This is a genomic window from Clostridium sp. (assembly GCF_029267215.1).
Lineage (GTDB): Bacteria > Bacillota > Clostridia > Clostridiales > Clostridiaceae > Sarcina.
On sequence record NZ_JARIDH010000057.1, the window covers coordinates 1 to 14,673 of the forward strand.

Annotated in this window: 10 protein-coding genes, 1 tRNA gene and 1 rRNA gene; 11 read left to right on the forward strand and 1 reads right to left on the reverse strand. The window is 28.0% G+C overall.

The window, feature by feature from the left end:
• The 10 genes from Q1K13_RS09995 to Q1K13_RS10040 all read left to right on the forward strand — a co-directional run.
• Positions 1-95 (forward strand): 16S ribosomal RNA (locus Q1K13_RS09995); the annotation flags it as partial.
• Between the two features lie 162 nt (positions 96-257).
• A tRNA-Ala gene (locus Q1K13_RS10000) sits at positions 258-333 on the forward strand.
• 447 nt (positions 334-780) lie between these two features.
• On the forward strand, positions 781-2,103 hold the full coding sequence (locus Q1K13_RS10005) for an APC family permease (protein ID WP_300350291.1): 1,323 nt from the start codon (positions 781-783) through the stop codon (positions 2,101-2,103).
• Between the two features lie 125 nt (positions 2,104-2,228).
• The gene (locus tag Q1K13_RS10010; RefSeq protein WP_300350293.1) at positions 2,229-2,378 is read left to right on the forward strand and encodes a hypothetical protein; all 150 of its coding nucleotides are present in this window, start codon (positions 2,229-2,231) and stop codon (positions 2,376-2,378) included.
• A 301-nt stretch (positions 2,379-2,679) separates the two neighbouring features.
• Complete coding sequence (gene glgA, locus Q1K13_RS10015) at positions 2,680-4,110, forward strand: glycogen synthase GlgA (protein WP_300350309.1); 1,431 nt, start codon at positions 2,680-2,682, stop codon at positions 4,108-4,110.
• A 32-nt stretch (positions 4,111-4,142) separates the two neighbouring features.
• Positions 4,143-6,578, forward strand: coding sequence for a glycogen/starch/alpha-glucan phosphorylase (locus Q1K13_RS10020; RefSeq protein ID WP_300350295.1), 2,436 nt, complete (start codon positions 4,143-4,145; stop codon positions 6,576-6,578).
• Between the two features lie 214 nt (positions 6,579-6,792).
• The gene (locus Q1K13_RS10025) at positions 6,793-7,236 is read left to right on the forward strand and encodes a hypothetical protein (RefSeq protein WP_300350297.1); all 444 of its coding nucleotides are present in this window, start codon (positions 6,793-6,795) and stop codon (positions 7,234-7,236) included.
• Between the two features lie 240 nt (positions 7,237-7,476).
• Positions 7,477-8,643, forward strand: a complete 1,167-nt coding sequence (locus Q1K13_RS10030) for a glucose-1-phosphate adenylyltransferase (protein WP_300350299.1) — start codon at positions 7,477-7,479, stop codon at positions 8,641-8,643.
• Between the two features lie 30 nt (positions 8,644-8,673).
• A complete protein-coding gene (glgD, locus tag Q1K13_RS10035; RefSeq protein ID WP_300350301.1) occupies positions 8,674-9,780 on the forward strand; it encodes a glucose-1-phosphate adenylyltransferase subunit GlgD in 1,107 nt (368 codons plus the stop codon).
• A 75-nt stretch (positions 9,781-9,855) separates the two neighbouring features.
• Positions 9,856-10,293, forward strand: a complete 438-nt coding sequence (locus tag Q1K13_RS10040) for a VanZ family protein (RefSeq protein ID WP_300350303.1) — start codon at positions 9,856-9,858, stop codon at positions 10,291-10,293.
• A 327-nt stretch (positions 10,294-10,620) separates the two neighbouring features.
• Here the strand turns inward: Q1K13_RS10040 and cls are convergent, their stop codons facing one another.
• Positions 10,621-12,063, reverse strand: coding sequence for a cardiolipin synthase (gene cls / locus Q1K13_RS10045; RefSeq protein ID WP_300350312.1), 1,443 nt, complete (start codon positions 12,061-12,063; stop codon positions 10,621-10,623).
• A gap of 378 nt (positions 12,064-12,441) precedes the next feature.
• Between cls and Q1K13_RS10050 the strand changes: the two genes are divergently transcribed.
• The gene (locus Q1K13_RS10050; RefSeq protein ID WP_300350306.1) at positions 12,442-13,998 is read left to right on the forward strand and encodes an AbgT family transporter; all 1,557 of its coding nucleotides are present in this window, start codon (positions 12,442-12,444) and stop codon (positions 13,996-13,998) included.
• Positions 13,999-14,673: the final 675 nt, after the last annotated feature.

Below are 14,673 nucleotides of genomic sequence, written 5' to 3' on the forward strand. Positions count from 1 at the left end.
CCGCAAGGAGGCAGCGGCCGAAGGTAGGGTCAGCGATTGGGGTGAAGTCGTAACAAGGTAGCCGTAGGAGAACCTGCGGCTGGATCACCTCCTTTCTAAGGAATACATCTTAGGACAACTAAGATGACAATGAATTCTGGATAATATCTCTGTTTAATTTTGAGAGACTAAATTCGACAAAATACTACAAAAAAGTATTGACAACGAAAAAGTTTCTTGATAAAATAATATGCGGTGTGAGAGTAACGATTAAATATGGGGGTATAGCTCAGTTGGGAGAGCACCTGCCTTGCACGCAGGGGGTCAGGAGTTCGAATCTCCTTACCTCCACCACAAACTCTAAACTTTGGTTTAGAGTTTTTTTATTTGTAAAAATAAATATGTCATAGTGATTGCTTGTAATTGTTGTATATTAAAATAATATAACCACCTATTTGGGTGGTTATATTATTTTTAGACAAATTAAAAAAACATATATTATTTGTTTTAAATATTTCCTATTTAAAATATATTTACAAAAAAAATCATATAAATACTGATATTTTATAGAAAATATTTAAGATTTTAATTATAATTATTTATGCTAATTAAAATTTTCACATTAAAATAAGTTTTATTAATCATAATAACTAAATATAAAATTGGGTATATTAAATTTTTATAATTGTAAATTAAAAAAATGATTAGTTAAATTATATTTTGGAATATTATTTTTAGATGAACTTATTTAAAAAAATCATTAGTTAAAAATGGATGAAATCACAACTAGGAGGATAAATAATGGGAAACCCTAAATTAAAAAAGGAGATAGGCCTATTTACAGCTACAGCACTTGTTGTAGGTAATATGATGGGATCAGGTATATTTATGCTACCTGCAAGTTTAGCTAGTGTATCAGGACCAGGAGCTACAATATTAGCTTGGATACTTACTGGATTAGGCTCTTTAATATTAGCACTAACTTTTGCTAACTTAGGATCAAAAATTCCTAAGACAGGAGGAACTTATGAATATTCTAGATTAGCTTACGGTAATTTTATGGGATTTATGACAGCATGGCTTTATTGGAATGGATCATGGATTGGAAATGCAACTATATTCATAGTTGTTGCAACATATTTAGGCGAGGTAATAGCTGCATTAACTAATTCTGCTGTCATTGGATTTTTATTCTGTTCAGCTATTTTATGGATTTCAACTTTTATAAACATTAGAGGAACTAAGTTAGCTGGAATTGTTACTTCAGTTATAACTGTGTTTAAAGTTTTATTATTTATATTTTTTATTATTATTGGAATAATGAATTTTGATGTTGCTAATTTAACACCAATGTTTCCAATAGAAAAAGGAATAACTACAATTCCTATGGCAGCAGCCTTAACATTGTGGGCTTTCATGGGATTAGAAACAGCGTCAGTTGCTGGAGGAGAAATTAAGAATCCTGAAAAAAATGTAAAGAGAAGTACTATAATGGGTATGTTAATTAGTACTGTATTGTATATATTAATTAGTATAGTTGCTATGGGAGCCATGAATCAAAGAGAATTAGCTAGTAGTACAGCACCTATATCAGATATTATAGTTAAGGTTTTAAATTTAAAAAGCCTGGATATTTTAAATATAGCTATTGCAATTAGTATTTTAGGAACAGGTATGGGGTGGTTACTTTCAACTGCTAGAGTTGCTTATGCTGCTGGAGAAGACGGAATATTCCCTAAAACTTTTGCTAAGTTACATCCTAAATATAATACGCCATATACTGCTTTAATAATAGGAAGTATATGTATAAACATAATATTCTTAATGAATTTTACTAAAGGATTAGCAGGTGCTTATAATTTTATTGTTGTATTAGCAACATTAAGTTATTTACCTATATATGCAATTTCAACTATTGCTGAGATAATATTAATGGTTAAAGAAGATAAGAAACTTAGTTTTAAGAAACATATAGGATTAATAATAAGATGTTTAATAGGCTTTGTATTCTCTGTTTGGGCTATATATGCTTCAGGGGCTGAAACCGTTATGTATGGATTCATATTAATACTTTTAGGCGTCCCTGTTTATGGATATATGAGTATAAAAAAACATTTTAGATAATTTTACTTTAATATTTAATAATTTTGTTATGGACTGTTGCATAATTTATTATATAATAAATATAAGTTTTTAATTATGGATCTTAGTATGTATGGGATAGAATTTTGAGTTGGGAGTGTATTGAGATGGCAAAATTAGAATCTTTAGAAGAAGAATTAGTTGAATTAAAGCTTAAAAAGAGAAAGTTTGTTTTGGCCAATAAAGATACAGAAGAAATAGATAATCTTATTAGTGATTTAGAAGAAGAGATTATGAAGTTAAAATTAAATAACTAAAATAGAAAGCTATAAAAGATTTTTCTTTTATGGCTTTTTTGTTTTAAAGTTATAATAATGAACAAAGGATATATTTTTTTATAAATAAAAGTAAAAATAAAGAAAAATTTAAAAAAATTGTATGAAAAATTTGTGGTATAGTTTATTATAATTTTGATGTATTAATTTACTTTAATTAGATAAGTCATATGAATTATAATTATTAGTTTTTATATGAAAATAAGAGGGTAATTAAAGAAATATAAAAGTTATTAAAAAAATTAAATAATTAATTAGAATTTATGAGGAGGAATTAGAAATGATTAAAGTTTTATTTGCAACATCAGAGGCAAATCCATTTATAAAAACAGGAGGTTTAGGAGATGTAATGGGTGCATTGCCTAAGGAACTTCATAGAAAAGGAATAGATGTTAGGGTTGTTTTACCTAAGTATAGTCAGATAAAAAAAGAAATGTTAGATAAGCTTAATTTTGTTAAATGGTTTATGGTTAATGTTGGTTGGAGAGAACAGTATTGTGGGATATATGAGTGTGAGTATGATGGAGTTATTTATTATCTTTTAGATAGTGAATTCTATTTTAATAGATCAGGTTTATATGGGGAGGGTGATGATGGAGAAAGATTTGCTTTCTTTGATAGAGCTGTTTTAGAAACTTTAAAACAATTAGATTGGTGTCCAGATATTATTCATTGTAATGATTGGCAAACAGGAATGATTCCAGTTCTTCAAAAATTAGAGTATGTTAAGGATCCTTTTTATAGAAATATTAAAACTGTAACATCAATACACAATCTTTTATTCCAAGGAAATTTCTCAGCTGATATGTTACCAGAGCTTTTTGGATATGATTATGAACCTATAAGGAATAAGAGTTTAGAATTTTATGGTGGAATGAGTTTTATGAAAGGAGCTATAAATTATAGTGATAAGATTCTTACTGTAAGTGAAACTTATGCTAATGAAATACAAACACCTTATTTTGGAGAAAATTTAGATGGTTTATTAAGAGAGAGAAGTTATGCTTTGAAAGGAATTGTTAATGGAATAGATTATGATGAGTTTAATCCTGAAACAGATAAATTTATATCAAAACATTTTTCTATAAACACATTAGAAGATAAGGGTGATAATAAACTAGCACTTCAAAAAGAGTTAGGATTGCCAGTTAATAAGGATGTACCTATGATTGGTTTAGTGTCTAGACTTACTAATCAAAAAGGTTGTGATTTAATAGTTAATATAGCTAATAGACTTCTTCAAAGAAATGTTCAGTTAGTTATTTTAGGTACTGGTGATTATAATTATGAAAATCATTTTAGAGGTCTTCAAGAACTTTACCCTAATAAGGTTTCTGCAAATATTAAATTTGATAATGATTTAGCACATAGAATATACGCTGGATCTGATATGTTTTTAATGCCTTCATTATTTGAACCATGTGGATTAGGACAACTTATAGCCTTAAGATATGGATGTATTCCAATAGTTAGAGAAACTGGTGGATTAAAAGACACAATTCATCCTTATAATAAATATACTGGAGAGGGTAATGGATTTAGTTTTACAAATTATAATCATAATGATTTAATGGTTGTTATTGAACTTGCATTATCAACATATGATAATAAGGAGGTTTGGAAATCACTAATGATTCAAGCGATGAATTCTGATAACAGTTGGAACAAGTCTGCAGAGGAATACAAAGAATTATATGAAGAATTAGTTGAGTAGTTTTATTATCAAGTCCGTAGGAGGCGAAGTGCATGCTATTAATCGATAAGGAAAGTTTTAAAAAGGATTATAAGAAGAAATTTTTAGAACTTCATGGAATTGAACTTGATGATGGAAAAAGCTTTCATAAGTATGAAGCTTTGGGTAGTTTAGTTAAGGACTATATTGCTGAGGATTGGATAAAAACAAAAAAGAATTATGAAAATTCCAAGCAAAAGCAAGTTTATTATTTTTCTATGGAATTTCTACTAGGGAGGCTTTTAGGAGATGCTCTTTTAAATTTAGGTATAAGAGAAACTTGCAAGGAAGCTCTTAAAGAATTAGATATTGATTTAAATGAGTTAGAAGAATTTGAAAGTGACCAGGGGTTAGGTAATGGTGGGCTAGGTAGATTAGCAGCATGTTTTTTAGACTCTATGGCTTCTTTAAATATAGCAGGTCATGGTTGTGGAATAAGATATAAATACGGGTTTTTTGAGCAGAAGATAATTGATGGTTCTCAAGTTGAGGCACCAGATGTTTGGCTTAAGAATGGAAATGTATGGGAAGTAAAGAAGCTTGATAAAGCAGAGATTGTTAAGTTTGGTGGAAGTGTTAAATCTGAAAATATAAATGGTAGATTAACTTTTACTCATATAAATTATGAGCCTATATTAGCAGTTCCTTATGATACTCCTATTGTTGGATATGAGAATAATGTTGTAAACAATCTGAGACTTTGGAGTGCAGAACCTGTGGATAATGAGTTTGATTTTGGGTCTTTTAATAGAGGTCAATATTTAAAAGCTATTGAATATAGAAATTCTATTGAGGCTATTTCTCAAGTTTTATATCCAGATGATTCTATGTATGAAGGTAAGCTTTTAAGATTAAAACAACAATATTTCTTTGTTTCAGCAGGAATTCAAAGTATAATTAGACATTATAAGAAAAATGGTGGTAATATTGAAGAATTAGATGAATATATTGCAATACACATAAATGATACTCATCCTACCTTAGCAATACCAGAACTTATGAGAATTCTTTTAGATGAAGAGGGACTTTCATGGGAAACATCAATGAGAATAACTACTAATATAATATCTTATACAAATCATACAATTCTAGCAGAAGCTTTAGAAAAGTGGCCAATAAATATGTTTAGAGAATTACTTCCAAGGATATATATGATTGTTGAAGAGATGAATGAAAGGTATTGTGCAGAACTTTGGCATAAGTACACTGGACAGTGGGATAAGATTTCTAGAATGGCTATTATAGGAGATGGTTATGTTAGAATGGCTAATCTTGTAATAGTAGGTAGTCATAGTGTTAATGGGGTTGCAAAACTTCATACAGAGATACTTAAGAAAAAAGAAATGAGTGATTTTTATTATCTTTACCCAAGTAAGTTTAATAATAAAACAAATGGTATAGCTCATAGAAGGTGGCTTATTAAGTCTAATCCTGAACTTACTAATTTATTAAAAGAAACAATTGGAGAGGGTTTTATAAAACATCCAACAGATATGGAAATTTTCAAAGGATACGTTGATAATAATTATGTTTTAGATAGGCTTAGCAATATTAAGAAGAAAAATAAAGAGAATTTAGCAAAAGTTATACTTGATACCAAAGGAATTGTGGTTAATCCTAATTCAATTTTTGATGTACAAGTAAAGCGAATTCATGCTTACAAGAGACAAACATTAAATTGTCTTAGAATAATGGAATTATATAATAGAATTATTGAAAATCCAAAAATAGATATTGTTCCAAGAACTTTTATTTTTGCTGGTAAAGCTGCACCAGCTTACTATTTAGCAAAGAAAACAATTGAACTTATAAACTCTATTGCAAATAAGATTAATAATGATCCAAAAGTTAATGATAAAATTAAGGTTGTATTTTTAGATAATTACAGGGTTTCCTTGGCTGAGAAGATAATTCCAGCAACAGATATTAGCGAACAAATATCAACAACAACTAAGGAGGCTTCAGGTACTTCTAATATGAAGTTTATGATGAATGGTGCACTCACAATTGCTACCTTAGATGGAGCTAATATAGAAATTAAGGATGAGGTTGGAGAGGATAATATTATTATTTTTGGGTTAACGGAGCATGAGGTTTTAGATTATTATGCTAAAGGTGGATATTCAGCATGGGAAACTAGAAATAAGGATAGTAGGTTAATTAGGATTACAGATGATTTAATAAATGGAGCTTATTCTAGTGATAGAGAAAAATTTAGAACTATTTATGATCATTTACTAACTTATAATGATGAATTTTTTGTTTTAAAAGATTTTGATTCTTATTTAAGAGCTCAAGATAAGGTGGATAGGCTTTATAGGGATAATAGAAATTGGCAGAGAATGTGTGGAACTAATATAGCTCATGCAGGTATATTCTCCTCAGATAGAACTATACTAGAATATGCTACTAGAATATGGGATTCAAAGGTAATATATAAAAACTTATAAAATTTATAATCTATAAATCACCTATATTAATATAGGTGATTTTTTATTGAGTAAGAAAGTGTTATTTAAGGGAAAAGACTATATGTTTTGATTAAAAATATTTTAGGAATGGAGAAATTATTTTAATTTTAGAAAGACAAAGTTATAAAATAGTAATTAAGAGGTATTTTATTTGGATAATAATCATATTAATCCATATATGGAGGTGGATAATATGATAAGAACTATAGTATGCCAGAAAGAAGGGTGTAAAGGAAATTCTTTTTATATAAATAATCATGACGGTGATATGACTTTAGTATGCAAGGAGTGTAGTAGTGAGTATAAGCATAATATAAATAATAATTCACTTTTAATATTATCTAATTGTTCAAGTTGTAATAATGATGCATTTAAAGTTTTCAAGGATACTGAGACAGAGGATATATATTTGAAATGTACTGTTTGTGGAAATCCACCAGAAAATATTTATGTTGATGCTGATGGAAATCAAATATCTTATGATACTAAGGTTTTAAATGATGTTAAGGAAATTATTTATAGAGTTGAGCAAAGAATAAATACATTAGAAAGAGATATTGAAAATTTAGGTAGTGGACAAGTTTTCATAGAGCAATCCATAGCATATATAAATCAATTTTTATCGGAAACTAAGTAATTTAATTGAGTACTAGAAGTTTACTAATTTCTAGTACTTTTTATTATAAATATATTAAGAATAAAATTTAGATAACTAAAATTTGTTTTTTAAAAAAATTTTGAACAATTTAAAATTTTTAATATTTTAAATTAATTAATTATAAATTTAATAACTGTGACTATTAAATTTATGGGAAAATATGTTAAAATAAAAATATACATTAAGTGAGATAAAAGGGATAATTTAGGGGGTAGGCTTATGTCAAATAAAGAAATTGTTGCGATGATATTAGCTGGAGGTCAAGGCTCCAGATTAGGCGTGCTAACTAAGAATTTAGCAAAGCCGGCGGTTCCTTTTGGAGGAAAATATAGAATAATAGATTTTCCACTAAGTAACTGTTCAAACTCAGGTATCTATACTGTTGGAGTGTTAACACAGTATAAACCTTTAGAATTAAATGAACATATTGGTATTGGAGACACATGGGATTTAGATAGAAGAGATGGAGGAGTAAGTATATTACCTCCATATCAAAAAGAAAAAGGAGGAGATTGGTATAAAGGTACAGCTAATGCGATCTACCAGAATATTGAATTTATTGATAGATATGATCCAGAGTACGTATTAATTTTATCAGGAGACCATATTTATAAGATGGATTATGATAAAATGTTACAAATGCATAAACAAAAAGAAGCAGATGCTACAATTGCTGTAATTGATGTTCCTATACATGAAGCTAGAAGATTTGGAATAATGAATACTAATGAGGATTTGTCAATATATGAATTCGAAGAAAAGCCTGAAAATCCAAAGAGTACAAATGCTTCAATGGGAATATATATATTTAATTGGAAAGTATTAAAGAAATTTTTAGAAGAAGATGAATTAGATATAACATCAAGTAATGATTTTGGTAAAAACATAATTCCTAAGATGTTAAACTCAGGGAAGAGGTTAATAGCTTATCCATTTAAAGGATATTGGAAGGATGTTGGAACTATAAGCAGTTTATGGGAAGCTAATATGGATTTGTTAAAGTATGAGAATGAATTAAGTCTTTATGATAGTGAATGGAGAATTTATTCTGCAAATCCTGTTAGACCAGCTCAATATATAGGTGAGGATGCCGAAATAAAATCATCACTTACAGTTGAAGGGTGTATAGTTCATGGTAAGGTAGAGAATTCAGTTTTATTTCAAGGGGTATATGTAGGAAAAGGATCTGTTATTAAAGATGCTGTTATAATGCCTAACACTAGAATAGAAGATGGTGTTATCATAGAAAAAGCTATTATAGGTACAGAGGCTATCGTTGGTGAAAATTGTAGTATAGGTAATGGAGAAAAAATAGCTGTTATTGCTTCTAAAGAGGTAGTTTTAGCAAATAAAGAAGTTATTGATGAATGTGCTATGGTAAGGTAAACAAAGATATATGAGAGGGTGAGAGAGTCCATGAATAATTGTATAGGTATAATAAATTTAGATGAAAATGAAAGCAGAATGGGTGAACTTGTTAAAAATAGACCTTTAGCAGCTGTACCTTTCGCTGGTAGATATAGGGTAATAGATTTTACGCTTTCTAATATGACAAATGCAGGAATAGAATCTTTAGGGATTTTATGTAAAAATAAATCACGTTCATTAGTTGACCATTTAACTAATGGTAGACCGTGGGATTTACACAGAAAAAAAGATGGTTTGAGAGTATTTAATTTTGGAGAAAGAGATCCATATTATGATGATATAACTAATTTGTATGAAAACTTAGATTTTTTAACAAAGAGCAGAAGAGAATATGTTCTTATAGCTCCATCATATATGATTTGTAATATAGATTATAAGAATGCTATAGAATTCCATAAAAAGAACGGGAATGATATAACAGTAATTTATAAGCATTCTAAGGATGCTGATATTAATTTTATTGATTGTGATGTTTTAAATATTACTGATAATGGATTGGTTAAAAGTGTAGGAAAAAACTTAGGTAGAGAAGAAGAAGCTGATATAAGTTTAGAAATGTATATATTAAGAACTGATCTTCTTATAGAGATAATTTATGAGTGCATAAGACAAGGCTCGCATAGAAAATTAAAAAATTATGTAAATAATACTTTAGATGAATTAAAAGTAGTTGGGTTTGAATATACAGGATATTTAAGTTGTGTAAACTCATTAAAAGCATACTATAAAGCTAATATGGATTTATTAGAAGAAGATGTATATAAGGAATTATTTATTGATAATAATCCTATATATACTAAGTCTAGGGATGAAGGGCCAACTCATTATACTAAAAATAGTAATGTAACTAATTCAATAATAGCTAATGGTTCTTATATTGAAGGAAAGATGGAAAATTGTATAGTTGGAAGAAGAGTTTATGTAGGACCAGAGGCGGTAGTTAAAAATTGTATAATAATGCAAGAAACTGTTATTGGAGAATCTGCTTACTTAGATAAGATAATAACAGATAAAGCTGCTGTAGTAAGAGATGAAGAGAAGGTTGTAGGACTTGATTATTGCCCAATGGTTTTAAGTAAACCCAACATAATATAATATAATATAATATTGAAATAATCTATAGTATCGGTTAAATTAGTTTATATGGATAAAAAGAAAAAAGGAGATACTATGGATAATAAAAAGAAAAAACTAATTGCATGGGCTTTATTCTTGTTTTGGATGTCATTTATATTCTATATGTCACATCAACCTGGGAATGTTTCATCTAAGCAAAGTGGTTTTATTGTTTATTTATTTAATATGTTTGGATTAGAACTTAGTAGATTTGGTGATTTAGCTACCTTTATAATAAGGAAGAGTGCACATTTTACAGAATATATGATTTTATGCTTTTTATCATATAATCTTTTAAGATTTTACGTTAAAAACAATATGATATATATATATTCATTAATAATCGTATTTGGATATGCTTCAACAGATGAGTTCCATCAATTATTTGTAGCTGGAAGAAGTGGACAATTTAAAGATGTTCTAATAGATACATCAGGAGGAACATTTGGAATTATACTTATTTATTTAAAAAATAAGTTTTTCAATAGGTAATATTTAAAGATAAAGTTTCAAAAATAGCTTTCAAAATAAAATAGGTTATGTTTTAAGAAAGTGTTGATTTTAGCTAGTCTTTCAGACCTACTTAATTTCGTTTAGAGTTTCTATTGAGTATTCCAGAATAAAATAGCTAAAGCGAAGAAACAACAACTTAGTTTTTAACGCTAGTATTCTTAAATATTCAATGAAACTCTAAACTGCTTATTAAGTGGCCCTACAATTGAATCTAAAATCAACACTAGTTTAAAAGAGAGCTTTAAAGTAAAAAAAGTTTCTTTATATAAATTATTATATTCATTAATTACATTAAAAATTAATAGGTTAAAGAAGTTCTGAGAATATTCTAGTAACACCTTCAATAAATTTATCGAATTTAGTTGATTTTTCATATTCTTCAATCTTAAAATGTCTACTTTTCTTTAAATCTTCAAAAAACAGATTATCAATTTCATTAGTTATTTTATCATCATATATAACAGTATTTATTTCATAGTTTAATTCAAAGCTACGTATATCCATATTTGCTGTACCAACAGTACATACTTCACTATCGATTGTCATTGTTTTAGCATGTATAAACGAATTTTTATCATAGAAATATACTTCTATTCCACAATCCATAAGCTCTGCTAAATAACTTTTTGAAGCTTTATTAACCATAAAATGATCTGATTTTTCTGGAAAAAGAATCTTTACATCTACGCCTCCTAATGATGCTATCTTTAATGCTTCTATTATGCTTGATGGAGGAACAAAATATGGTGTTGTAATATAAATGTTTTTTCTAGCAGTGAGTATCATCTTTAACATACTTTGCATTATAGCTGGGAAGGTTGAATCAGGCCCACTTTTAACTAGTTGCATAAGAACTCTTTCTTCTGCGATGGTGTTTTCAGGAAAATATTTTGAGAATTCTTTGTCATAAAAAGTATAAGAATTATTGGCTTTTTCTATGGTTATGAAGTCATCTAAAAATACAGCTTGCAATGCTAGTACAAAATCACCTTTAACCATAATATGAGTATCTCTCCAATACCCAAATTTCTTATTTTTACCTAAATATTCATCACCTATGTTTATACCGCCTATAAAACCAACTTGTCCATCTATAATAGCTATTTTTCTGTGGTTTCTATAATTTATTTGAGTATTTACCATTCTTAGAAGAGGTGCTAAGAAATAAGAATATATAACAACTGATACTCCAGCACGTTTAAGTTCTTTAATATAGCTTCTTTTTAGACTACTAGATCCAACTTTATCAATTATGAATCTAACCTTAACACCTTCTAAGGATTTTTTTATTAGTAGCTCTTTTATCTCATTACCTATTTCATCACTATTAACTATGTAATATTCAAGATGAATATGATGTTTAGCTTTAAGTAGTTCTTCCTTAAGATCTTTAAATTTTTCATTTCCATCTTTATAAATTTTTATATCATTGTTTATGAAAATAGGAGAATCACTATTGAATGCTAAAAGTTCCATTAGAGAAATATATTGTTTTTTAGGATATTCATCTAATATAGGACTTATTAAATCATTAACCTTAGGATTGATTCTGTCATTTAACTTATGTCTTTTCCAATTCCGACCTAGGAATAAATATAGTATTAACCCTAGTGGAGGTAATAAAGTTAGAATTAGTAGCCATGCAATAGTTTTTTCAGGTTGTTTTCTTTCTAGCACAACGATTATTACAGATACAATTACATTAATTATAAGTGCAGCATAAAGGAAAAATGTTGTATAGTCGATAATAACCTCCTCCTTTAAAATTTTATTACAAGTATTATTTTATCATTAATTATACCAATAGCTAATACTTTCTAAACAGTTTTATAGAAAATATAATATTTAACCTGTTAACAAATATTGAATAATTAAAGAACATATGTTTTTCAAGGAAATACACAGGAAGCATTGAAAATACTCTATCTGATTGAATTGAAAAAAATTTATAACTAAACAAGTAAATAAGTGAAATATTAATATTGTGTTATAAAAATGCAACTGTATTGAAACAATTACAAAAAATGATATAATTAATTATAAGTTGAATAAAAAATGAGAAATTATATTGATGAAATTTCAATAATAAAAACTAAAAAGTATTAAAGTGTTAAAGGGGGCGAATATATGAAGGTTAATAGTGAAATTAAGCAAAAAAAAGGTGGTATCCTAAGTTTTATAGAAACAGTAGGAAATAAACTACCACATCCAGCAACTATATTTGTAATATTATGTGCTGGCGTAATGATTTTATCTCATATTTTGGCGGCTAAAGGGGTATCTGTTACTTATGAGGGAATAGATAAGGCTACAAATGAAATAAAAGATATAACGATTTCAGTTCAAAGTTTATTAACTCCAGAAGGAATTAGATATATATTTGAATCTTTAATAACTAACTTTACAAGTTTCGCGGCATTAGGGACAGTTCTAGTTGCAATGCTTGGGGTAGGGGTTGCAGAGGGAACAGGTCTTATAGGAACTTCTTTAAGAAGATTAGTTTTAAAGACTCCAAAAAGTTTAGTTACATTAGTAGTAGTTTTTGCAGGGGTTATGTCTAGTATAGCTTCAGATGCAGGATATGTTGTACTTATACCATTAGGTGCAGTAATATTTATGAGTTGTGGAAGACATCCAATAGCAGGTATAGCAGCAGCTTTTGCTGGAGTATCTGGTGGATTTAGTGCTAACCTTTTCCCAGGACCAGTTGATTCTTTATTAGGAGGTATGACTGCAGAAGGAGCTAGGATGATAGACTCAACATACTCAGTATCACCAGTAGGAAATTGGTATTTTATAATAGCATCTACATTTGTAATTACTTTAATAGGTACTTTAGTTACAGAGAAAATTGTAGAGCCGAGATTAGGAAAATATAGTGGTGGATTAGTAAAAGGTGATGAAGATGCATTGAAGCCACTTGATAAAACTGAAAAAAGCGGGTTAAAGTTTGCAGGAATATTTGCTTTAATAGGTATAATATTTATATGTATGTTAGTATTACCTGAAAATGGAGTATTAAGAAACCCAGAAACAGGAGCAATATTAAAATCTCCATTTATGAATTCAATAGTAGTTTCCATATCATTAGTATTCTTATTAGCAGGAGTAGGATATGGAATAGGAGTAGGAAAAATAAAGAGTGATAAAGATGTAATAGATGAAATGAGTAAGACAATGTCAACAATGGGAGGATATATAGTATTAGTATTCTTCGCAGCTCAGTTCGTAGCATTCTTTGGAAAGTCAAACTTGGGAACAGTAATAGCAGTTAAGGGAGCAGATATGTTAGAGGTTTCAGGAATACAAGGAATTCCTCTATTGATAGGATTTATAATTGTAACAGCATTCATAAATCTATTCATGGGATCAGCTTCAGCTAAATGGGCTATTATGGCACCAATTTTCGTTCCGATGCTAATGGGAGTACACATAAGCCCAGAAATGACTCAGATGGCTTATAGAATAGGTGATTCAACAACAAATATAATATCACCGCTTATGACGTACTTTGCATTAATAGTATCATTTACTGAGAAGTACGATAAAGAATCAGGTATAGGAACAATGATATCAACAATGCTTCCATATTCAGTATGCTTATTAATAGGATGGACAGTCTTACTAATGATATGGTATGTATTTAAATTACCATTAGGACCTGGAACGGCGATTGTAATTTAATATATAAAATTATAGTTTAAAATATAATTTGATTATTTTGATTTTAAATGACTTAAAGAAGTTTATTCTTTAAGTCATTTTTCATATTTACAATAAAAGCAAATTAAATATAATATATAGTCAATAAACAAATCAATTGTATTTAAGGTTAAATACAATTGATTTTGTTTTAGATGTTATGTTATTTAATAATTACTTGAAAATATTTTTGTGTGATTTACATAAAAGTTATTAAAAAGATATATAAATGTATTTTTTAGAGGTAAACTTTAGAGTTTTATTTATAATTTAAAAGTATATTTCAATTAAATGTAATTTGAACAGTGAAAACAAAACCAGGTGTATCAATATAAGAAATATGAAGTATTTAAAAGAAAAACTGTGTATTATAAAAATAAATTTAAATAACTATAAAAAATAAAATGTTTATATAGTATATACGTGTTAATATAAATCTCGTCACTGAGACACGAGATAACAACTTAACAAAATAAACTAAAAGTTTTGAAAAAGTTGTTGACAAAGTTTCTTAAAGATGTTAAACTTAAAAAGTCGCTTGAGAGCGACTAAGAAATGGTCTTTGAAAATTAAACAGAAGATATTAACATAAACCAGCAATTCTTTTAACAAGTAATATGAGTATAGATTAAACTTTTAAATTGAGAGTTTGATCCT